Raw genomic sequence first — 21726 nt, 5'->3', positions numbered from 1 at the left:
TGGACAAATTCGCCCAAAATTAAATAACTATGATAACCCCCAACATAAAGTAGTGGAGTTCAGGATGAAAAGAACGATTCTAGCAAGCTGTGTGGCACTCGCCGCATTTGGCGCTAACGCTGCCAGTTTAGAAGACCTATCTATCGGAGGATTTGGTTCCGTTGGTATCGGTAAAGCAGACAATGATGTCGGCTACGCAGGATACACTGATGACAACGTTGAGTGGGAACAAGAAACACTCGCCGGAATTCAGTTTGACTTCCAAGTGAATGATCGAGCTAAGTTTGTCACTCAAATTGTTGCAAACAGTCAATATGACTACGATCCAAAATTTGAAATGGCTTACCTTGCCTACGAATTTGACTCTTTCACCGCTCGTGCTGGTAAGTTACGCCTACCATTGTTTTTCTACTCGGATTACATCGACTTAGGATACGCCTATCCAATGTTGAGACCCTCTCAAGAGACGTATCAGAACATTGTCTTAAAAGGGTATACTGGCGCTGAGCTCCTAATACCAGTCGATTTTGATGAATCAACCTTGCTTATTCAACCAGTAGTTGGGATTGGTACAGTAGACGAAGATGATTCTCGCATTGGTGAGGTGAAACTCAACAAATTAATGGGTTTATCGGCGAGTTGGAACTACGAAGATATTACTTTACGTGGCTCATATTTTAGAGCAACAGCAGATCCACAATGTACTGACAGCAGCGATGGCTGTAACCTCTCTGTGATAGCCAAAGACAAAGATGGGCAGTTTATTTCCCTCGGAGCACAGTACGATAATGGCGACTTACTCGTTAATGTCGAAGGTACCGACGTTCAATTGGACGGAAAATTCTATGACACTCGTTCACTCTCTGGCTTAGTCGGGTATCGTATTGGCGAATTTACTCCTTACATAGCCTCAAGCTGGGTAGAAACCACGGATGATGATGAACGTCCCGAACCTAGCCTCGCGCTCGCCGTTTCGGATCAATCAGCATACCAAACCGCTCTTGCCCTAAATAAGATCTCTAACTACGAGCGCATTTCATACTCTCTGGGTAGCCGTTGGGATTTTTATCAAAATATGGCTCTAAAATTTGATGTTACATACGTTGACTACAAAGATACATCAGGCGGCTATCAAACAAATATAAACAGTTCATATTCTGAATTTTTGGAGCAAGACACCTTCGTCTACTCTGCACGTCTAGACTTTGTATTCTAAGGAGGAAGCGATGAAAAAACTGATCACTTTATTAGCGGCTTCTGCCCTTTCATTCAATGCGCTAGCAGGTATGGTCGTGATTGGTAATCCGGCTGGTGTGGACTCACTCTCAGCGGGTGATGTGAAAAAGCTCTTTATGGGCAAGAAAACTAAGCTCGACAATGGCTCAACTGCGCGTATCGTTGAGCTGGCTGATGGCGACGCTGGGCGTATCGCTTTTCATGAAATCGCCACGGGTCGCAGTGAGTCTCAGCTGCAATCGGCTTGGTCACGCTTGGTCTTTACGGGTAAAGCGGAAGCGCCTGTTCAAGTGGCCGATTACGCTGGCGTGATTGCGGAAGTCTCTTCGAATGCCAGCGCGATTGGCTATGTGGATGAGTCTGCGGTCACAGGCGACGTTAAGGTGCTTCTTAAGCTCTAAACCGCCCCTAAACGCAATCTAAACATAGGCGCAATCTAAACAATAGCCAGCGAGGTGGAACCTGCGCTGGCTTTTTTGTCTCTGACGTTTGCTACTGCTTTGATTCGCTCTGTAGCTACTACTCGCTATTTGGTGCGATTCTGACGAGCTTCAAAGGCCACCAACTGCTCTGGGGTAGCCTTAGGTTGATGGTTTTGCTTCCACTCATCGTAAGTCATGCCGTAAACACGCTCGCGTGCGTCATCAATATCCAATGCTAACCCTTGGTTGTCCGCCTCGGCTTTGTACCATTTGCTAAAGCAATTGCGGCAAAAACCCGCCAAGATCATCAGATCGATATTTTGCACGTCTTTATTGTCGTCTAGGTGTGACAGCAAGCGGCGAAACACAGCGGCATCGAGTTTGTCTTGCTCTTCCTGTGAGAGGTGTTGGTACTTAAATTCAGCCACGTTACTCTTTCCTTGTTTTGGTTGTTAAGGTCAATCATGGAGAGGTGAAAAAAACGCCCATCGAAATGGGCGTTTTCTTACATCAGGTTATACCTTAGGATATTACCCTTGGATACCAACAATCAACCATGGCGCATTGTCGACGGTTAAGTCACGCTCTAGGTGCCAGATGTCTTCGATATTCTCTTCAACGCCTTCCACCGCATCACGGTAGCGACCGCTAAACTGTAGGCTCAGTTGCGCTTTTGACGCGTCGTAGTCCGCTCGCACGATTTCCGCATCCACATACATAACGTCAGTGTGTTGATCGCCCTCTAGCTTTGCACGCTCTGCTTTTAGGTCTTCGAACAAGCTTGGTGACACATACTCTTCAATGGTCTCCAACTGGTTGTGGTTCCACGCCCCTTGCAAAATGCGGTAGTGCTCACGCGCGCCGTTGATAAAGGCCGCTTGATCAAAACCCGGTGGCGTGTTGTGTGGCACATCAGTCTGTGCACCAAAACCGCCTGCAGAAGACGCAGACGCTTGTTCAAAGTTGTGAACATTCGGCTGTTCGAACTTGGGTGCGCTGCCGCCAAAAGCAGGTTGCTGACGATGTTGATTCATGCTGCCCTGTTTTGCGCCCAACATGCCGCGCATAAATTTGAAGATCACAAAAGCGATCAAACCGAGAATGAGAATATCCATAAATTGGATGCCCTCGAACGCGCCACCGAAAAATGCCGCGAGCAGGCCACCAGCAAGCAGACCGCCAAGCAAGCCGCCCATTAAGCCTTTTTTACTTGAGCTCGGTGCTTTGGTCGCTTGGTCTTTACCCAGCGTATTGGTGTTTTGTTGCTGCTGCTTCGGCGCAGGGGCTGTTTTAAAGCTTTTACCGAAAGATTTACCACCACCGAACTTTTTCGCTTCGGCAACAGGCGTCATGGCGACAGAGACCATGAGTAGAGCAACTAGGGAAAACAAACGTTTCATATTTTTCCTTAGAGTTTCCATTTGAGGATGAAGTTTTCGTTATCATCGCATAATACCCAGACATCCTTGATAAAGAAACCAGAAGCCGGGTTTATGATGTATCAGAATATTGCAGCTATCCGCAAGGAAACGACCCAATTTAGTGATTGTTTTGTTGCGGATCGAACAGGTGCTTATTAGAATATTGAACATTGTTCATTTTCATCCCCTTTTTATGGCCAGACGCAACGACCACACTCGCGAAGAGCTGATCGCACTCACCTTAGACACGGTAAAAGAGTTCCTCACGACTCACTCTCATCATGAGTTGAGCCTGCGTAAGCTGGCGAATAAAATCGGCTATGTTCCGAGCACCTTGGTGAATGTGTTTGGCAACTACAACCTGCTGCTCTTACACGCGGTCGCTCAAACACTGGACGAACTCGCGCTTGAGTCAAAAAAGGTCGTTGAACGTTGTAACCACAGCACCAAAGCCTTATATGAGCTTGCCTATTGCTACCACGACTTTGCGGCACGCCACCCTTACCGTTGGCAGCTCATTTTTGAGCACAATATGAACGGGGAAGCGCTGCCCGAATGGCAAGCACAGCGCATTGACGGTATGACCAGCATGCTGGAACATCTGCTGAAAGCCGTTGCCCCTCATCGCTCAGATCAAGAAGTGGTGAAAGCCAGTCGCGTGTTGTGGGCGGGCGTTCACGGCATTACCTTACTCAGTGTCGATGATAAGTTTTTTGCTGCTGAGCCGATTGAGGGCAAAGTGCTTATCGAAAATTTACTTTCGAGCTATCTTAAAAGCTGGTAATCAATAAAAGGCCCCTTCATGTCAGAGCCCCAGACCTCGCTTCTTCGACAACAGCGCTTTCTACCCTATTTTATTACCCAGTTTTTTGGCGCGTTTAACGACAACATTTTCAAAAATGTTTTGCTGCTGTTTGTCGCGTTCGCGGGCGCAAACGCGCTACCCATCTCTAGCAACTTATTCATCAACCTCGCTGCGGGCCTGTTCATATTGCCTTTCTTTTTATTCTCGGCGTCGGCGGGAGTATTGGCAGACAAATACGAAAAAGCGGGCTTCATTCGTAAGGTCAAATTGGCGGAAATTGCCATTATGTGCCTTGGCGCTGTCGGTTTTATTACCGAAAGCTATGTTATTTTGCTCTTGTTGCTGTTTTTAATGGGTACCCAATCGGCGTTTTTCGGGCCGATTAAATACGCGCTATTACCTTCTCAGCTTAAGCAACATGAACTGGTGAACGGCAACGCCTTAGTCGAAACCGGCACCTTTCTTGCGATTTTGCTTGGCACACTGGGCGCTGGCGTCATTGCCTCCGCAGAGAACGCCAAATACGTTGCGGCGGTTGCCGTCGTGGTGTTTGCGATTGCGGGTTATCTCGCCAGCCGATCAATTCCGGTTGCCCCAGCCAGTGACCCAAACCTGACCTTTCGTTGGCAGCCTATCCAGCAGACACGCCGTACGCTGGCGATCGCCAAGCGCGACAGAACCGTCTTTCAAACTTTAATGGCAATCAGTTGGTTCTGGTTTTTAGGCGCTGCCTACCTGACTCAGTTCCCCAATTTCACCAAACTGCACTTAAGTGGCAATGAAGCCGCGGTCTCCTTCCTGCTCGCGCTGTTTTCAATCGGCATTGCGGTTGGCTCCATGGCTTGTGACAAGCTATCGAAAAATCGCATCGATATTGGCATCGTGCCACTTGGCAGTGCCGGGATTACCCTGTTTGGTCTACTAATGGCGCTCGCTGTCCCTAAGCAATTGCCCGAATTTTCTACGTTCCACGCGTTTATTAGCCACTCAGCACTGTGGCCAGTGTTCGTTTATCTGCTACTTCTAGGTGCCTCTGGCGGTCTGTTTATCGTGCCTTTGTATGCATTAATGCAGCAGCGCTCAAAAGAGAATGAGCGCGCGCAGGTCGTTGCGGCGCTCAATATTTATAACTCACTCTTTATGGTAGGCAGCGCTGTGATGGGCATTGTGTGCCTGAGCTTACTCAACCTCACCATAGTGCAGCTGTTTATTCTGCTGTCGGTGTTGAATGCCTTAGTCGCGCTCTATCTCTTCCTGCAAGTGCCGATTTTTGCGGTGCGTTTTTTGGTTTGGGTGCTGACGCACAGCGCCTATCGCGTCAAACACAAAAACTTACACCATCTGCCCGAACAGGGCGGCGCACTGATTGTCTGTAACCATGTCAGTTATATGGATGCGCTGCTACTGAGCGCGGTGTGTCCGCGTTTGATTCGTTTTGTGATGCATGAAGAGTACGCCCATCTTCCTCCGCTAAAACGCTTTTTAAAGCGGGCCGGCGTGATTCCGATTTGCGCGCAAAACCGAGGTTCTATCCGCCGCGCGTTCAGCGAAGTGGAACAATCGCTGGCAGAGGGACACATCGTCTGTATTTTCCCTGAGGGCACACTGACGCCTGATGGCGAAATCGGCCCGTTTATGCGCGGTATGGACATCATTCTTAAACGCAGCCCTGTCCCTGTGATTCCCGTCGCTCTGAAAGGCATGTGGGGCAGCTACTTTAGTCGCGTGAAAGGCAGTGCCTGCAAAGGCTTGCCGAGTCGATTCTGGTCAAGAATTGAAATCGAAGCCGGAGAGCCGGTGGCACCGCAAGAGGCCTCCGCCGAAGGGATGAAGCAACGCGTGCTCGAACTGCGCGGCGATTGGCGATAATCAACCTACACACGACTTGATACAGGCGCTCACTGTGAAGACAAGCGTTAATAAAAACTTAACGATTGTTCAAATCATACTAATCTACTTAACAACAAAACTGCTTTAGACTGACGTTATTCACTGAACACGTTTCTGTAGGCACTTAGAGCAACGATGATCCGATCCTCTTCAACTTGGCTTTTTTGGGCAGCACTGGCCCTGTGTTTAACGCCCTGGATTTCGTCACCCACCGCACTGGTGATTGGCTTTTTGATCGCGTCGATGGGCTGGGTACCGACGTCGATCCCGCTTGCAAAAATCACCAAAAAGCTACTCGCCTACTCCATTGTTGGCTTGGGTTTTGGTATTCAATTTCAGCAAGCCATCAGCATCACCGCGGATGGCATCGGCCTGATTATCACCACCATCGTTGGCACCTTGCTCATCGGTAGCTGGCTCGCGAAGAAGCTTAAGTTGGACACGGTCACCGGCTATTTAATCTCATCGGGCACCGCGATTTGTGGCGGCAGCGCCATCGCCGCCGTATCACCGGCGATCAATGCGAAAGACGAACAAATTGGCTTGGCACTGGCAACCGTATTTGTGCTTAACTCGGTCGCTTTATTTGTGTTCCCGTTGATTGGACACGCCCTCAATCTCGACCAACACACCTTCGGAACTTGGGCCGCCATCGCCATCCATGACACCTCTTCGGTGGTCGGCGCCGCTTCGTCATACGGTGAGGAAGCGCTTACCACCGCAACCACGCTAAAGTTAGCGCGTGCTTTATGGATAGTGCCTGTGGCTCTGGTGAGTGCGTGGATTTTTCACAGCGATGCAAAAAAGGTCACCATTCCCTATTTCATCCTGTTCTACTGCGCCGCGATCGGAGTGAGTGATGCGCTACCGCAATTTCAGGTGCTCTATGAAGGCCTTTTCGCGCTGGCAAAACGCGCATTAGTGGTCTGTTTGTTTTTGATTGGATGTGGTATTTCGCTAGAAAAATTGAAAGCTGCCGGACCCAAGCCCTTGTTGTTTGGCATCACCTTATGGGTGTTGATTTCAAGCGGTTCACTGACTTGGCTAATGCTCAGTTAACGCGCAAACCGACATTAGAGATCTTCTGGTTCGATCATCACTTTGTTGTCTTGCTGTCTATGACGTGGGCTCAATCGCTGACGCTGACGAAAAACAAACACAATGACCAAAAGGAAAGCCGTGAGCTCGCACAACGAGCGCATCACACCCTCGCTTTGCGTCGCGACAATAATCTGAATCACCACCGCGACGATCAAGATCGCATTCATTGCTTATTCCCTTCACCATTTAAACTAGCGATTATTATGAAAGAGAGAAATAACAAAACGAAATTCAGATTTGGTCTGTGATATTGCCAAAAGACCTAATGGGTGAGGAGAGGCGAGTGGCTAGTTTCTAGTTCCTAGAAGGAAGGCGCCCTACTCTAGGAACTAGGAACTAGGAACTTGAAACTACAAACTTCTTAACCTCATAACGTGAGACTTTGATGCCTGTTTGGGTCAATTCAGGGGGCATCAAATAGTAACCGATGGGCCATTTGAACTTGGCTAATAGTGGTGTTAGGTGGGAATCTAGCTCGGTTTTATCGGGCAGTGCGTTGGCATCGATAACTGCGATAGGCCGCTGGCCATATTCTGCGTCGTCAATGGGTACCACAATCGCTTGGCGAATCGCACTGTGGGTACAGAGCGCCGCTTCTATCTCTTCGCAGTGTACATTCTCGCCGCCAGAGATAAATAAGTTGTCGGCGCGGCCAAGTATACACAGCTCATTTCCCTGCCAATGGCCTAAATCTTTGCTATCAAACCCATCACCCTGGCCCGGCACGCTAACCGTCGGGAGCGGGGTCAATTGACCTTGAAAGTAGTACCCTGACGCGAGTGTCTCACCGCCAATCAAAATACGCCCGTCGTGCACCATCACGCGTCGATGGGGTAACACCACACCGGCGCTCTCTTTGCCATCCACGCGTTTTGCTGTCACGGTCGAGGCCGCTTCCGTCAACCCATACCCCAGCCAGGTATCGATACCGCGATCCGCCGCTTGTTGACTGAGCTCTAGCGGAATATGGCTGCCACCGAGCAACACACGACTCAGCTGTAAAGGCTGTGAGCTATCGAGTAAACGTTTAAGCTGCGTCGCCACCAGCGAGGCGTGAGTCACCTGTTGAATGTCTTGCGCCAACTCACCCGTACCAATTTTGAGCTGCGCGCCACTGACCAACCAGCGATAGACAATCGCCATCCCAGAGACATGATAAAGCGGCAAGCTCAGTAGCCAGCAATCTTCAGGCTGAAAAGAAAAGTGCGCCAATAAACCCGTCGCTGAGGTCAAATGCTGCGCGTGCGTATGGGCGACGGCCTTAGCGGGCCCAGTCGAGCCTGAGGTAAAAATCAGCGTCGCGAGATTATCAGGGTGGTAACTGTGAGAAAAATTCTCTTGGCGTTGTCGCTCGTTGGCAGAAAAGTCTAAGCTGAGGGTACTGCGAATATCTTGGCGAGAAGACCACAGCTTCACAGCATTCGATGCGGGATACAAAGTCGACAGCTTTTGCGCCCTCTCCTGCTCACTACCGGGCATGCTGATGGCGCAAATGGCCCCTAGCTCCATACACGCCAACAACACAAACAGGAGTTCCGAATTGTTTTTACCGATGCAGGTGAGCACATCACCCTGTCCCACACCTTGCTGAGCGAGAGTCGATGCTGTTTCACTGACCACATCAGACAGTTCTGCCCAAGTATAGTCTCGCTTAGGCGTGCGCAAGGCCAGTTGCAATGGGCATTGCTGCGCCCATTGTCTAACTGGTGACAACATGAAGCCTTCCATCATAGTGCTCGCATCTCACAGCGGCGATTAACATTGCCAGATGAGACTTTGCGAAGAGAGTGGCGTAACCGGCAGCTCACAGCCCGGCCAAGGGACCTCAAGTTGCGCGGCAAACAATCCGACGGTATCTAAACCTGGAATCGTCTCCGGCAGCAACCAATGGGCAAGGCGCGCCAGTTGCGTCAATCCAAGGCTCGACTCAATACTTGAACTGATCACAGGTTTTATCCCCAGCGACATCGCTTGCTCAATCAGCGATTTACAGCGTTCAATCGAACCAATTAAAGTTGGTTTGATGATGATCGCTTTGGCGCCATTGAGATCATGCAGTGAGAAATCCTCGCTGCGCATGGCGTGTTGCAGTGTTTCATCCCACGCAATCGCAATGCCAGTGTTGATGGCAAAGGAGAAGCTGTCCCCCGGCGCTTGACACGGCTCTTCAATAAAAGCGATACATTGACGTAGCGACGGCGCGATTTTCTTAGCAAATTGCGCCGCCTTGTCCGCGCTCCATGCTCGGTTCGCATCAAGACGCAGCGTCAAATCGGGAATCGACTCAAGAAATAGGCTCACCAGTAGGCCGTCTCGGATTGGCTCGTACAAGCCAACTTTGATTTTGGCAACTTTCTCCCCGCTCATCCCCGCCAGTTTGGGCAACAACTCATCCGGGTCGCCCGAGCAAAGCGGCGCGGCCTGAAAACAGCCCTCAGCCGGCAAGGCGTTGTCGAGCTCCATCTGCGCCATCGATAGACCAAAGGCCACCGACGGGTGCAGCGCATCCAGCGCCAATTCTTGGCCTAGCTGCCAGTAAGAAAGTTGCTCGACCAATTGCGCGTAAGCCTCATCGAGGCTCTCCACGCTAAAGCCAGGCAACGGCGCGACTTCACCGCGACCAATTTGACCGTCGCAGCAAAGCTCAATCACAAAGCCTTCCCGCACAGTCAAACGTTGCTCGCGCAGGATCACACCACTGTCCATTGGCAGTTTGTAGCGGTACAGTTTGGCTGTTCTCATCACCAACTCCTTTACGGATTGCGTGGGAATTTATTGAAGTCAGGGCGACGCTTCTCATTAAAAGCGTTGCGACCCTCTTGGCCTTCTTCGGTCATGTAGAACATCATAGTTGCGTTGCCTGCCAACTCTTGAAGCCCCGCCTGACCATCACAATCCGCATTTAACGCCGCTTTTAGACAGCGCAGCGCCATTGGGCTGTGTTGCAAGGTTTCACGGCACCAGCGCACCGTCTCTTTTTCTAACTCTTCCAGTGGCACAACGACATTCACCAGCCCCATGTCGAGCGCTTCTTGGGCATCGTAAAAGCGGCACAAGAACCAGATTTCACGCGCTTTCTTTTGCCCAACAATTCTAGCCATGTAAGAGGCGCCCCAACCGCCATCGAAAGAACCCACTTTAGGTCCTGTTTGACCAAATTGGGCGTTGTCTGCGGCAATCGTGAGGTCACACATCATGTGCAATACGTGGCCTCCACCCACCGCCCAACCGGCCACCGAGGCAATCACAGGTTTTGGACAGGTGCGGATCTGGCGCTGAAAGTCCAACACGTTGAGATGATGAGTGCCAGAATCATCTTGGTAGCCGCCGTAGTCGCCACGAATTTTTTGATCGCCACCTGAACAGAACGCTTTTTCGCCTAGCCCAGTCAGAATGATCACCCCAACACTCTCATCGTAGCGCGCATCCGCGAGCGCATGGATCATCTCTTTGACCGTCAAAGGGCGAAACGCATTGCGCACCTGAGGTCGCGCGATGGTGATTTTGGCAATGCCATCGTCCGATTTGTGGTAGTGGATGTCTTCATATTCGGCGCTGCAATCACGCCAATGAACGGGAGCGTAGAGTTCTTCTTCTGAGATACCGACTGTTTTAGCCATGATGATTCCTGTTTTGTCTTGTAGCCCAATCGAGCGGGGCATAATGTCTAAGAGCGAGCGGCAAGCGCAATACACTGCGCGCGCACCTGCTCTGCAAAGCGTTGGGGCTGTTCAACATGAACATTGTGCCCCGCATTCTCAACGCAGCAGAGGTGGAGCCTGCTGCGCTGTGCAAGTTGTTTAAATTTCTCATCCTGCTCACCGCAGACATAGGTGATTGGTAGGGTGAGTTGGCGCAGTGCGTCTAAGCAGTCCGGCTGCTTCGCCAGAGACGTTGCTAATAGCATCTTGGCCACCGCGGGGCCTAGATTATCACTGCGCTTGGAGATAAGAGTTTGTCTTTGCGCATCCTTTAGTGAACTAAATACGCGCTGGCGATACCAATCGCTCAATACCTGCTCAATGTGCTCCTCGCTAAAGCGGCGGGCCCATTGCGCATCACTGCGCCATCGCTCGTGGCGCTGTGCTTCATCTTGCAAGCCAAAATTACCGCCCTCTAGCAGCAAGGCTTGGATGTTCAGCGGTGCAAAATCGCGCTTCACCGTGCCCATCATGGCAAGGCGAGCGCCAAGCGAGTAACCCACTACCACTATAGGTCGCTCCAAAGAGATTTGCTCACTCTGTAATCTCGCCAACACACTCTTGGTGATCTGTGCGCAGCAAGTCGAAAATGACTCGGGGTGAATACCGACACTCTCACCGTGCCCCGGAAGATCGAGGCAAAGTCGATCAAACTCGCTCAAATAGCTGAGCGTCTCACGCCAGTCGTCACTTGAACCAAGAAAGCCGTGAAGAAACATCAATAGCGGCGCGTCACCGGCTTGCTGAATACTGTCTTTTTTCTGAACATCATCGGCAGGGAAGAACTGACTAGAGAGCATGGATCTGACTAACACATTGACGAATATGACTCGACGCCTCACCCGCGGGCGTGACAACTTCAAGAATGAGTGCGCCACTTCCCTGCTTGAGGTGCGTGGCTAAACAGTGCTGATAGTCCGCCAACGTCTTTGGCTGACGATACGCAAGGCCAAACTGCGCCGCGGCGTGTTCAAAATGAAAACCGTGCGGCATTTGATACAGAGCTTGCTTCTCTCTATCTGGGACCGGCAACAAATCAAAAATCGCGCCGCCATCGTTGTTGGTAATCACAATCACCACCGGCGTTGCCTCATGATGGAACAGGGCAAGTGAATTCAAGTCATAAAGTGCGGAGGTATCGCCAAGCAGCACCACAGTCGGCGTTTGACGCTCACGAACAACACCTGCTGCAGTGGCAATCAAGCCATCAATGCCCGATGCACCGCGGTTACTCAGTACCTCTCGCGGCGTCAACGCAGTAAACATATCCGCCAAGCGAACAATCAAACTGTTGCCAATAAAGAGCGATGCCTCATCGGGCAACGATTCTAACGACATGGCCACGGATACTTCGCTGAGCGCGCCATTCACATTGAACTGCTGCACTAGGCGACGTGTTTGCTCACTTGCTTCTATTAAGCGCTCCGCCCATCCGATTTGACGGCCTACCGCTGAGGGCATCATCGCTTGGACATTCTCAATCCAACGGCCAATATCCACCTCGTGATGATGCTGTGGCAGATGGTTCGGGTTATTGCGCGCAGGGTCAGGTGACACATAGTGATACTCAGCGCCCGAGTAAGTAACGCGCTCGGCTATCCACTGCACCAAACGTTTAGAGACCAGACGCGAGCCAAACTGTAGGACGCACTCGCAAGATGCAAGCTGAGAGCGAAAACGCGAATTTTGCAGCCATAAATCGTAGTGTGCCCAAGGCGAACTAACGCCTGACTGCGGATCGCAAAACACCGGCCAACCTAATGTGTCGGCTAAGTGTTTGGCTTGTTTAGCTTCCTCTACTCCCACACTCCCCACCACCACCACGCCTTTCTTGCCCGCCAGATTAGGAACATGGCAAGGCTCACTGTGCTGAGCAGCACTTTTTTGCGAATAAGGTGTGGATGATAGCGTCCACTGAGCCAGTTCAGGGCATAAGGTATCGAGACTTTGCGCCAAGACTGGCTCATCCTCAACGCTGAGATAGAGAGGCTCAGGAAATGGGCAGTTAATGTGCACCGCCCCGCCCTCGCGCTGCTGGCTTGCCATCAGGTTATCAACCGATGTCAGCAGCCAAGGATACGCCTCTCGACCCGCAGGGATAGGCAGATTTAAGCTGTTAGTGACATGGGTTGAGAACACCCCTATTTGATTGATCGCTTGGTTCGCGCCGCAATCCACCAACGACGGGGGGCGATCGGCACTGAGTACCACTAAAGGCTCGCCAGTTAACTTGGCCTCAGCAACCGCAGGCAAAAGATTGGCCACCGCCGTCCCAGAGGTGACAACAATAGCGACTGGTTGTTGACTGGCTTTGGCCAGCCCTAAAGCGAGAAAGCCTAAACCTCGCTCATCAAAATGGGTGTGCAGGGTAAAATGCGCATTGGCATGGGCTTCTAGGGTCAATGGTGTAGAACGCGAGCCTGGCGCGACACAGACGTGACGCACGCCAAATCGAGATAATTCTTCCAGTAAAACACGCGACCAAAGACGATTTGTCACCGCTTGAGTATGGGTTTGTGGGGGCATTTACGAAGCCACTCCTAATGATGAGCGTTGACAAAAAGGCGGTGATTGATGGCCAAACAGTGACAGTAGCGTCGACATTTTTTTGTCCAGCTCCTGCCACTCATGCTCAGCCACAGAGCCGGGCACAATCCCTGCCCCGGCAAAGAGCTGCACTGTCTCCCCCAAGACCAAAGCGCTACGGATCGCCACGCAAAACTCGGCACGTTGATGGCTAATAAAGCCCATAGAACCTGCGTACCAACCGCGCGCAAACGGCTCGTGTTGGCGAATAAAATCGATCGACGCCTGACGCGGCAAACCCGCGACCGCAGCCGTCGGCTGCAAAGCGCTAAGCAACTGCACACCGTTAATACCAGAGTGTAGCGTGGCGTGAATGGTGCGCTTAAGGTGCTGCACTTTTCTCAGCCGAACCAAACGCGCCTCTTGCTCCACCTCAACATGGGAAGAAAACGGCGCAAGGCTTTGCACTATGTCATCCACCACGTACTGGTTTTCGTTGAGATTCTTGCTGTCATTGGCCAGCCAATTGGCGAGCGCCATATCTTGCGTCGCACTTTGCCCACGACCAATCGTGCCAGCTAAGGCTTCGGTGTGCAGCTCATTCTCTTGGCGGGCATAGAGCCGCTCTGGCGTTGACCCTACGAAGCTGTGTTTGCTGTCTAGCGCCAACATAAAATGGAAGCTATGGTGATTTTGCTCATGGCTGGATTTAAGCAGTTGCGCAGCGCTGATCGCTCGGTCTAGCGCCACATCGGTGCGCCTTGCGAGCACCACTTTTTTAAACTGATCGTTATCGATACCGTGCAACACTTTGTCGACCAAATCATGCCACTGCGGCTGCTCTGGGCTATGGGCCATGCTCTGCACGTTAGCACTTAAAGGCTTGAGCTTGGCCACCTCGCAAAGCAATTTGGTTAGCGCCATCAAGGTGCGCGATTTATCTGGGTTAAGGTTGACCGCCAAAGACCATTGACCATCAAGACGAATCAACTCCACTTGAGGTAAGAAGAAAAACGACGGCATGCAACGGCGATTTTTTTCATCATCACCATCAAACGCTCTCCCTCCCCACACGCGCTGATCTGCCGATAAAATTGCGTAAGCGGGAGCCGGGTCAACGAAAGTATGCCACTGACCGAGCGCCACCACCTCTTCACGAGTATCGCGAGACTGCCAGTAAAATTTAGGGAAAAGTGGCTGAGCATCCAGCCAATCGATCATTGAACATTCTGGTTTGTCTTCAAGAGCTTGAACCAGACGGGCGGTGCCATCTTCTGCTTGCTTGACGCGTTCTATCAGTTCAGTGACTGCTTGATGGAAATGGGACAAATCAGCCTCGTATGCAAAGAGATCATTATTCAATTTTATACCGCTACTCTATTTATTGACCCTACTCAAATCAAGGATGCAAGCAATGTTTTGCGAAATCCTGTGATAATACGCGTGCTACAAGCTCACTAAATAGCCGCAATCATTCAGATTTTTATTCTAAATAACTTTGAATTGAGTTACTTTAATAAAGAAATTCAATTATTTTTAGGTTGTTGCCAATGCAAAATATCGGGATGTCGTCAAAACTCGACAATGTCTGCTATGACATTAGGGGTCCTGTACTGAAACATGCTAAACGCATGGAGGAAGAAGGACACAAAATACTAAAGCTCAATATCGGCAACCCCGCCCCATTTGGCTTCGACGCCCCTGACGAAATTTTGGTCGATGTGATTCGTAACCTGCCAACATCACAAGGTTATTGCGATTCCAAAGGCATTTACTCGGCCCGTAAAGCGGTCGTGCAACATTACCAACGTAAAGGTATTCGCTCGCTTGATGTGGAAGACGTCTACATCGGTAACGGCGTGTCGGAGTTGATCGTGATGGCGATGCAAGCGCTACTCAACAACGGCGAAGAGATGCTAGTGCCAGCACCGGACTACCCACTATGGACAGCGTCAGTCGCACTGTCAGGTGGTAAAGCGGTGCACTATCTGTGTGACGAGCAAGCCGATTGGTACCCCGATCTGGATGACATCAAGAAGAAGATCACGCCCAAAACCCGCGGGATTGTCTTGATCAACCCAAACAACCCAACCGGTGCGGTCTACAGCCGTGATTTCCTATTAGAAGTGATTGAAATTGCGCGCCAACACAAGTTGATCATCTTCGCCGATGAGATTTACGACAAAGTGCTCTACGATGGCGCAACGCACACCTCGGTTGCGACCTTGACCGACGATGTGCTGGTGATGACCTTCAATGGCCTCTCCAAAGCCTACCGTGTGTGTGGTTTCCGTGGCGGCTGGATGTTTATGACCGGGCCAAAACACCTGGCTCAAGGCTACATCAACGGCCTGGACATGCTGGCGTCGATGCGTTTGTGTGCCAACGTGCCTATGCAGCATGCAATTCAAACCGCGCTCGGTGGCTATCAAAGTATCAATGAGTTGATCTTACCCGGTGGTCGATTGCTGGAGCAGCGCGACCGCGCTTGGGAGCTGATCAACCAAATCCCTGGCGTCTCTTGTGTCAAACCTAAGGGGGCAATGTATCTGTTCCCTAAAATTGATACCAAGATGTACAAGATCAAAGATGACCAAAAAATGGTGTTGGATTTTCTGATCCAAGAGAAGGTGCTACTGGTACAAGGCACTGGCTTCAACTGGCCCAAACCGGATCACTTCCGCATCGTGACATTGCCCCATGTTGAAGACTTGGAACTGGCCATTGGCCGCTTTGAGAAATTCCTCTCCGGGTACAGCCAGTAACGCGTCTCGGCGACGTGGTGTAATCAGCGATTCGGCAATAGTAATCGCCGCCAAATTTTCTTATGCTAAGGACACGACCTCGTGTCCTTTTTTCATTTCTAGGAGGTAGAGAAATGTCATCCAATCAGCCCCAAGAAAGCCACTTTTTCGCCCATTTGGCCCGTATGAAACTCATTCAGCGCTGGCCGCTCATGCGCTCTGTTTCCACTGAAAACATCTCCGAGCACAGCTTGCAAGTCGCGTTTGTCGCCCACGCACTGGCGCTTATCAAAAACAAGAAGTTTGGCGGCCAAGTCAACGCAGAGCGTGTCGCACTGCTCGGCATGTATCACGACACCAGTGAAGTATTGACGGGCGATTTACCGACTCCAGTGAAATACTACAACCCTGAGATCGCCAAAGAGTACAAAAAAATCGAAGCGGCGGCCGAGAGGAAGTTGCTCTCCATGCTGCCGGAAGAGTTCCAAGAAGACTTCGCGCCTTACTTAGTTTCTCATCAAGCGCACAGTGACGATGCTGCCATCGTTAAGCAAGCCGACACCATCTGTGCCTATCTCAAATGTTTGGAAGAACTCAGTGCGGGCAACCATGAATACGCCTTGGCCAAAAAGCGCCTCGATGTGACGCTAAAAGAGCGCCATACCCCCGAAATGGAGTACTTCCTCAACACCTTCGCCCCGAGTTTTGAGCTCTCTCTCGATGAGATAAGTTAACTGGCAAGCTAGTACTTTCTGTCTACACTTAATCAAAAAGCCCTAAGACGAGGTGTGTAGTGCAGGACGGTATCTCTAATGATAAAAAACTGCTGATGTTCATTCAGTATGTGCCGCTTACCTTAATGGTCACATTTGCGATTGTCATTGTGGCCTTAATCGTCAACGAAAATCGCTTTGCGCTGGAAAAAGACGTCAACTCCCTGCGCGACAACTTCTACACCACACAGCGCAAAAGTATCCAAAATCGCGTGACCAATATTGTCGATCAGATTGAGTTTGAGAAAAAACGCACCGAAGATCTGCTTCGCCGAGACATTAAACAGCGCGTTGAAGAAGCCCTCGCCATTGCACAAAACTTATATCGCCAGTATGAAGGCCAACCCGAAGAGACCATCAAAAAGGCGATCACCGAAGCGCTCAGACCCATTCGATTCAATCAAGGGCGCGGGTATTTCTTTGTCTATCAGCTCGATGGTACCAATGTCATGCATCCGATTCTTCCCCAGTTAGAAGGAACGGACATGTGGGATCTTCAAGATGTCAATGGTTCGTACCTCACTCGAGACCTCTCCCGAATGGTCAGCAATCAACAGCGTGTCTACCACCGCTGGCACTGGAACAAGCCCAACGCTTTGGATCAAAAGTTCGACAAAATTGGCTATGTGGCGCTGTTTGAGCCCTACGATTGGTTTATTGGTACCGGTGAGTACGTGGTGGATGTCGAGCAAGATATCAAACAACGTTTGATTGAACGCATCTCAGATTATCGCTACGGCAACAACGACTACATTTTCATCATGGACAGCAAAGGGGCGATGCTCTCTCACCCCAACAAAGCGCTGCTCGGTGTTGAACGCTTAGACGCTACCGATAAAACCGGCTTTCAGTACATTCAAGCCATTGTCGATACCGCCCACCAAGGCAGTGGCTTTGTCCGTTACCACTCAAGCCAAACGCCGCTCGGTAGCGAAGATTCCTACAAGCTCAGCTATGTCACCTACCTGCCCGACTGGGATTGGATTGTCGGGACAGGTGTTTACCTCAAGCCCGTCGAAGATTTTCTCATGGATCGGGAGCAACAGATCACGCAGAGCAATCAGCGAGAGCTCAATCAGGTCTTGCTGGCGAGCATTCTGGTCTGTGGCATTTTAGGCTTGCTCTCTTGGGTGGTCGGTAAACGTGTTGGGCTACGTTATCGCATCATGCAAAAGCAGATTTCTCGTGACTTTACCCAGTTGCAAGAGGCCAAAAGTGAGCTGCAACATCAAGCCCTGCACGACAGTTTAACCGAGTTGCCCAACCGCACCTTCTTGATTGAGTTTATTCAACAGGCGATTCGCAATGCCAATCAAGAAACACCGCTCACGGCGATCATGTTTGTCGACATTGATGACTTTAAAAAGGTCAACGACGCCTTTGGCCACTCTGTGGGTGATAAGCTGCTAACCTATGTCGGCCATCAGTTTACCGAGATGCTCAATGATCACTCACTGGTAGCGCGCTTTGGCGGCGATGAATTTGTGTTCTGCGTCCCACAACTGGGCTCAGTGCTCGATGCCGAAGAGATCGCCCATCAAATCCGCGATATTTTTAAACAAGAAATGGTGGTGGATGGCAAAGTGATCTCCACCAGTTGTAGTATCGGTGTCGCTATCTATCCGCAAGATGGTTTGAATCCCGAAGAGCTTATCACTCGCGCCGACACGGCGCTCTATACCTCAAAAGCCCGCCGCAAAGGGCGCGTGTTGTTCTTTGATGAGTCAATTAACAAGCGTGTTCAATACGAGCTGACTTTAGAAAAAGAGCTGAGAAACGCCATCAGGAATAATGAGCTCTATATGGTGTTCCAACCGCAGGTCAACCTGCAATCTGGCCAGTTTGAATCGGTAGAGGCGCTGCTGCGTTGGCACAACCCTGAACTTGGGCATGTGTCACCGATTGAGCTGATACGTAAAGCAGAAGAGATCGGTCTTATCCATCAAATCGGCGAGTTTGTCATTCGCCATGCGTGCCAGCACATCATTGCGCACTTCCCCAATGGGCAGGATGCGCTGGGTCTTTCCATTAACATTTCGCCGAGCCAATTGATGGCGAAAAACTTCCTCGATCAGCTCACTCGTATTATTGATGAACTGCAGATCGACCGCAGCCGCATCACGGTTGAAATTACCGAGAACGTCCTGATTGATGACTTAGAAATGGTCACCCCAATCCTTAACCAAGTCAGAGAGAGCGGGTTTGCAGTCTCGTTGGATGACTTTGGGACTGGGTTCTCGTCTCTAAGCTACCTCTGCAATCTACCGATTAACGAGATCAAGATTGACCGCAGCTTCGTCGATAAAATGCTGGTAAACAAACAGAGTGATGCGCTGGTCAAAGCGATCATCGCCATCGGCAAAGCGCATAAGATGAAAGTGGTCGCCGAAGGGATAGAAACGCAAGAGCAAAGCCAGCAGTTGATCGAGTACGACTGCAATTTAGGTCAGGGATATTTCTTTGCCAAACCTCTGTCTATTGAGGATTTGATAAAGCAGATTGGCAATCCATCGTAAGCTAGGCATACTCGAGGTTTAAACACGTAACGTTCGAAAGGTGATGTGCTGATGGATTTCAACTTGGACCCGGCGTGGCTGATGCGCCACGACGATGAACATAAAATTCGCCGTGACGATCATCGCAGCCCATACCAGCGCGATCGAGCAAGAATCCTCCACTCTGCGGCGTTTCGTCGTTTGCAGGCCAAAACCCAAGTGCATGGCACCAGCTTTGATGATTTTCACCGCACCCGTCTCACCCATTCGCTTGAAGCCGCTCAGCTCGGCACGGGTATTGTCGCGCAAATCAAAAAGAAGCAGCCTGAGTTTCGTGACCTACTGCCTAGCGATAGCTTAATTGATTCGTTATGTTTGGCGCACGATATTGGCCACCCGCCTTATGGGCACGGCGGCGAAGTCGCCCTGAACTACATGATGCGCGACCACGGCGGCTTTGAAGGCAACGCGCAAACTTTTCGTATTGTTACCCAGCTTGAACCCTACACCGAGCATTTTGGTATGAACCTCGCGCGGCGCACTCTGCTTGGGTTGATGAAATACCCAGCGCCGCTCAGCCAAACTTGCTCCGCCGACACGCCACCGCCGGTCTCTCATCAACGGCGATTAAAAGCCAAAGAGTGGTCGCCTGCGAAAGGGTATTACGATTGTGACCAAGTCACCTTTGATTGGATGCTACAACCGCTCTCTCAAGCGGACAAAACGCGCTTTAGCGAACTGCGTGAAGCGCCAAGCGGCCAAGGACACCACAAAACGCGCTTTAAGTCGCTCGATTGCTCCATTATGGAACTGGCAGATGATATTGCCTACGGCGTACACGATCTGGAAGATGCCATAGTGCTTGGTCTGGTCACCCGTCATCAATGGATAGAGGGCGCGGCGAGCCAGTTGTCGGAGTGCGGTGAGAGTTGGTTTGAGCAGCACATCGACTCCATCACTGAAATGCTGTTTGCCGGCACGCACTTTCAGCGCAAAGATGCCATTGGCGGTATGGTCAACGCCCTGCTGACCAGCGTTTCTATCAAGCCGGTGGATGCGCCATTCGATTGTGACTTATTGGCTTTCAATGCCTTTTTGGAGCCACAAATGGCGCTAGCACTGGATATTCTCAAGCGCTTTGTCAGCGACTATGTGATTCAAGTGCCCCACGTTCAGGTGGTCGAATATAAAGGCCAGCAGATCATTATGGATATCTTTGAAGCGCTGAGCGCCGATCCAGAGCGATTGCTGCCTATCGAAGTGCGCCAACAGTGGACACAGAGCGCAGACGGCTATCGCGTGATAGCCGACTACATCTCCTCAATGACCGATGGCCACGCTCAGCGCCTGCACCAACAGCTGTTTTCGTCACATTAACGCGATTAGCTACGCTCGGACTGCCCTGCTTCCATATAGGCGTGGAGCTGGGCATTCAGGCGCGCTTTTTCTTGCTCTGAAATGAAACTGGCTTCAATCGCATTACGAGTGAACATGGCCAGTTCATCGCGGCTCAGTGCGTGGCTGCCGGCAACCGCAAGAAAGTTATCGCTCATGTAACCGCCAAAGTAACTGGGATCGTCAGAGTTGATCGTCACACAAAGCCCTTGGCGCAATAGGTCCACAATGTTGTGCTGCGCCATCTCATCAAAGACCTTTAACTTGATGTTTGATAGCGGGCAGACCGTCAACGGCACGCGCGATTGTGCAAGCGAGGCGACTAAGCTTGGATCATCACTGCAACGCACTCCATGATCGATTCGCGCCACATGCAGCTTATCTAAACTGTTGGTGATGTTAGCGACTGGCCCCTCTTCGCCTGCGTGTGCGACGGTCAAAAAGCCCGCCTCACGCGCCTTGGCAAACACGCGTTCAAACTTTTCTGGCGGATGGCCAAGTTCTGAGGAATCGAGTCCTACGCCAACGATCTTCTCTTTAAACGGCATCGCTTCTTCAAGCGTGTCCATCGCGCTCTCTTCATCCAAATGACGAAGAAAGCACATAATCACTTGGCTAGTAATGCCGAGCTTGTGCTGGCCGTCATCCAAAGCTCGCGTGATGCCGTTGATCACGGTAGAGAAGGCTATACCCCTCGCGGTGTGCGTTTGCGGGTCGAAAAAGATCTCAGTGTGCATCACATTATCTTGCTCACAGCGCAGCAAGTACGCCCACGTCAAATCGTAGAAATCTTGCTCTTGAATCAGCACATTGGCGCCTTGGTAGTAGATGTCTAAAAACGATTGAAGATTGGTAAACTGGTAGGCTTGCTTGACCGCTTCAGGCGTCGCAAAGGGCAGGTCTATCTGATTGCGCTTGGCCAGCTCAAACATCATCTCGGGCTCTAAGGTGCCTTCAATGTGCAGGTGGAGTTCAACTTTGGGTAGGTTTTGAATAAAAGCAGTATGATTCACGTTTGTCGCCTCTTAATGACACTTTCACAACAAACGCTTTTCCCTTGACGAATTTCAGACATACAAAGAGAAAAGCGACTTGCACTTATCTCTTCGTAATCTGGAATTTACGGCTCCAGGTAGAGACTCCCACACCGTATCAGTGGGATTATACGAAGCACCGCAGCGCCGATGATGGCCTTACGGTGAAAACGATTGCGTTAA

19 protein-coding genes and 1 riboswitch are annotated in these 21726 nt (G+C 50.8%); of the genes, 9 read left to right on the top strand and 10 right to left on the bottom strand.

The genetic code is table 11. The features are described from left to right. Positions 1 to 64: 64 nt before the first annotated feature. Positions 65 to 1216 carry a hypothetical protein gene (locus AC6R0R_RS04810; protein ID WP_500625877.1) on the top strand — a complete coding sequence of 384 codons (1152 nt, stop codon included), beginning with the start codon at positions 65 to 67 and terminating at the stop codon, positions 1214 to 1216. Positions 1217 to 1226: 10 nt separating this feature from the next. Beyond that, positions 1227 to 1637, top strand: a complete 411-nt coding sequence (locus AC6R0R_RS04805) for a phosphate ABC transporter substrate-binding protein (RefSeq protein WP_334550902.1) — start codon at positions 1227 to 1229, stop codon at positions 1635 to 1637. Between the two features lie 125 nt (positions 1638 to 1762). Here the strand turns inward: AC6R0R_RS04805 and AC6R0R_RS04800 are convergent, their stop codons facing one another. After that, on the bottom strand, positions 1763 to 2086 hold the full coding sequence (locus AC6R0R_RS04800; RefSeq protein WP_500625876.1) for a DUF1244 domain-containing protein: 324 nt from the start codon (positions 2084 to 2086) through the stop codon (positions 1763 to 1765). A 102-nt stretch (positions 2087 to 2188) separates the two neighbouring features. Further along, on the bottom strand, positions 2189 to 3058 hold the full coding sequence (locus AC6R0R_RS04795) for a Tim44 domain-containing protein (RefSeq protein ID WP_334550905.1): 870 nt from the start codon (positions 3056 to 3058) through the stop codon (positions 2189 to 2191). A 214-nt stretch (positions 3059 to 3272) separates the two neighbouring features. Between AC6R0R_RS04795 and AC6R0R_RS04790 the strand changes: the two genes are divergently transcribed. From AC6R0R_RS04790 to AC6R0R_RS04780, 3 genes are all read left to right on the top strand, one after another. After that, positions 3273 to 3863, top strand: coding sequence for a TetR/AcrR family transcriptional regulator (locus AC6R0R_RS04790; RefSeq protein WP_500625898.1), 591 nt, complete (start codon positions 3273 to 3275; stop codon positions 3861 to 3863). Positions 3864 to 3881: 18 nt separating this feature from the next. Next, positions 3882 to 5753 (top strand): MFS transporter, encoded by a 1872-nt coding sequence (locus AC6R0R_RS04785; RefSeq protein WP_500625875.1) that lies wholly within the window; start codon positions 3882 to 3884, stop codon positions 5751 to 5753. 156 nt (positions 5754 to 5909) lie between these two features. Continuing rightward, positions 5910 to 6833, top strand: a complete 924-nt coding sequence (locus AC6R0R_RS04780) for a YeiH family protein (RefSeq protein ID WP_500625874.1) — start codon at positions 5910 to 5912, stop codon at positions 6831 to 6833. A gap of 14 nt (positions 6834 to 6847) precedes the next feature. Here AC6R0R_RS04780 and AC6R0R_RS04775 read toward each other — a convergent pair whose 3' ends face one another. The 7 genes from AC6R0R_RS04775 to AC6R0R_RS04745 form a co-directional block, all read right to left on the bottom strand. Then, complete coding sequence (locus tag AC6R0R_RS04775) at positions 6848 to 7042, bottom strand: hypothetical protein (protein ID WP_500625873.1); 195 nt, start codon at positions 7040 to 7042, stop codon at positions 6848 to 6850. Positions 7043 to 7211: 169 nt separating this feature from the next. Beyond that, positions 7212 to 8591 (bottom strand): o-succinylbenzoate--CoA ligase, encoded by a 1380-nt coding sequence (gene menE, locus AC6R0R_RS04770; protein ID WP_500625872.1) that lies wholly within the window; start codon positions 8589 to 8591, stop codon positions 7212 to 7214. Between the two features lie 39 nt (positions 8592 to 8630). Next, complete coding sequence (gene menC, locus AC6R0R_RS04765; RefSeq protein WP_500625871.1) at positions 8631 to 9617, bottom strand: o-succinylbenzoate synthase; 987 nt, start codon at positions 9615 to 9617, stop codon at positions 8631 to 8633. Between the two features lie 11 nt (positions 9618 to 9628). Beyond that, positions 9629 to 10495 (bottom strand): 1,4-dihydroxy-2-naphthoyl-CoA synthase, encoded by an 867-nt coding sequence (gene menB / locus AC6R0R_RS04760; RefSeq protein ID WP_500625870.1) that lies wholly within the window; start codon positions 10493 to 10495, stop codon positions 9629 to 9631. A gap of 47 nt (positions 10496 to 10542) precedes the next feature. After that, positions 10543 to 11376: a 2-succinyl-6-hydroxy-2,4-cyclohexadiene-1-carboxylate synthase gene (menH, locus tag AC6R0R_RS04755; protein ID WP_500625869.1), complete on the bottom strand. Its 834-nt coding sequence runs from the start codon at positions 11374 to 11376 to the stop codon at positions 10543 to 10545. Further along, positions 11366 to 13102: a 2-succinyl-5-enolpyruvyl-6-hydroxy-3-cyclohexene-1-carboxylic-acid synthase gene (gene menD, locus AC6R0R_RS04750; RefSeq protein ID WP_500625868.1), complete on the bottom strand. Its 1737-nt coding sequence runs from the start codon at positions 13100 to 13102 to the stop codon at positions 11366 to 11368. The genes menH and menD overlap by 11 nt, the downstream gene beginning before the upstream one ends. After that, positions 13103 to 14431, bottom strand: a complete 1329-nt coding sequence (locus AC6R0R_RS04745; protein ID WP_500625867.1) for an isochorismate synthase — start codon at positions 14429 to 14431, stop codon at positions 13103 to 13105. A gap of 221 nt (positions 14432 to 14652) precedes the next feature. Between AC6R0R_RS04745 and AC6R0R_RS04740 the strand changes: the two genes are divergently transcribed. From AC6R0R_RS04740 to AC6R0R_RS04725, 4 genes are all read left to right on the top strand, one after another. Next, the gene (locus AC6R0R_RS04740; protein ID WP_334550921.1) at positions 14653 to 15867 is read left to right on the top strand and encodes a pyridoxal phosphate-dependent aminotransferase; all 1215 of its coding nucleotides are present in this window, start codon (positions 14653 to 14655) and stop codon (positions 15865 to 15867) included. 113 nt (positions 15868 to 15980) lie between these two features. After that, positions 15981 to 16580: a 5'-deoxynucleotidase gene (gene yfbR / locus AC6R0R_RS04735; protein ID WP_500625866.1), complete on the top strand. Its 600-nt coding sequence runs from the start codon at positions 15981 to 15983 to the stop codon at positions 16578 to 16580. 59 nt (positions 16581 to 16639) lie between these two features. Continuing rightward, positions 16640 to 19135, top strand: a complete 2496-nt coding sequence (locus AC6R0R_RS04730; protein ID WP_500625865.1) for a bifunctional diguanylate cyclase/phosphodiesterase — start codon at positions 16640 to 16642, stop codon at positions 19133 to 19135. Between the two features lie 51 nt (positions 19136 to 19186). After that, a complete protein-coding gene (locus tag AC6R0R_RS04725) occupies positions 19187 to 20491 on the top strand; it encodes an anti-phage deoxyguanosine triphosphatase (RefSeq protein ID WP_500625864.1) in 1305 nt (434 codons plus the stop codon). Between the two features lie 5 nt (positions 20492 to 20496). Here the strand turns inward: AC6R0R_RS04725 and AC6R0R_RS04720 are convergent, their stop codons facing one another. Then, positions 20497 to 21522, bottom strand: a complete 1026-nt coding sequence (locus tag AC6R0R_RS04720) for an adenosine deaminase (protein WP_500625863.1) — start codon at positions 21520 to 21522, stop codon at positions 20497 to 20499. A gap of 76 nt (positions 21523 to 21598) precedes the next feature. Next, positions 21599 to 21698: riboswitch (purine riboswitch) on the bottom strand. Between the last annotated feature and the right edge of the window lie 28 nt (positions 21699 to 21726).

The sequence above is a fragment of the Vibrio sp. R12-SW3-ISO1 genome (assembly GCF_059834005.1).
Note: the sequence above shows the minus strand (reverse complement) of the source record. Positions and strands in the feature narration are given on the sequence as shown.

Bases quoted from the DNA above. Each gene is read 5' to 3' on its own strand.
- AC6R0R_RS04810 (WP_500625877.1), top strand. From the start codon at position 65: ATGAAAAGAACGATTCTAGCAAGCTGTGTGGCACTCGCCGCATTTGGC.
- AC6R0R_RS04805 (WP_334550902.1), top strand. From the start codon at position 1,227: ATGAAAAAACTGATCACTTTATTAGCGGCTTCTGCCCTTTCATTCAAT.
- AC6R0R_RS04795 (WP_334550905.1), bottom strand. From the start codon at position 3,058: ATGAAACGTTTGTTTTCCCTAGTTGCTCTACTCATGGTCTCTGTCGCC.
- AC6R0R_RS04790 (WP_500625898.1), top strand. From the start codon at position 3,273: ATGGCCAGACGCAACGACCACACTCGCGAAGAGCTGATCGCACTCACC.
- AC6R0R_RS04785 (WP_500625875.1), top strand. From the start codon at position 3,882: ATGTCAGAGCCCCAGACCTCGCTTCTTCGACAACAGCGCTTTCTACCC.
- AC6R0R_RS04780 (WP_500625874.1), top strand. From the start codon at position 5,910: ATGATCCGATCCTCTTCAACTTGGCTTTTTTGGGCAGCACTGGCCCTG.
- AC6R0R_RS04775 (WP_500625873.1), bottom strand. From the start codon at position 7,042: ATGAATGCGATCTTGATCGTCGCGGTGGTGATTCAGATTATTGTCGCG.
- menE (WP_500625872.1), bottom strand. From the start codon at position 8,591: ATGTTGTCACCAGTTAGACAATGGGCGCAGCAATGCCCATTGCAACTG.
- menC (WP_500625871.1), bottom strand. From the start codon at position 9,617: ATGAGAACAGCCAAACTGTACCGCTACAAACTGCCAATGGACAGTGGT.
- menB (WP_500625870.1), bottom strand. From the start codon at position 10,495: ATGGCTAAAACAGTCGGTATCTCAGAAGAAGAACTCTACGCTCCCGTT.
- menH (WP_500625869.1), bottom strand. From the start codon at position 11,376: ATGCTCTCTAGTCAGTTCTTCCCTGCCGATGATGTTCAGAAAAAAGAC.
- menD (WP_500625868.1), bottom strand. From the start codon at position 13,102: ATGCCCCCACAAACCCATACTCAAGCGGTGACAAATCGTCTTTGGTCG.
- AC6R0R_RS04740 (WP_334550921.1), top strand. From the start codon at position 14,653: ATGCAAAATATCGGGATGTCGTCAAAACTCGACAATGTCTGCTATGAC.
- yfbR (WP_500625866.1), top strand. From the start codon at position 15,981: ATGTCATCCAATCAGCCCCAAGAAAGCCACTTTTTCGCCCATTTGGCC.
- AC6R0R_RS04725 (WP_500625864.1), top strand. From the start codon at position 19,187: ATGGATTTCAACTTGGACCCGGCGTGGCTGATGCGCCACGACGATGAA.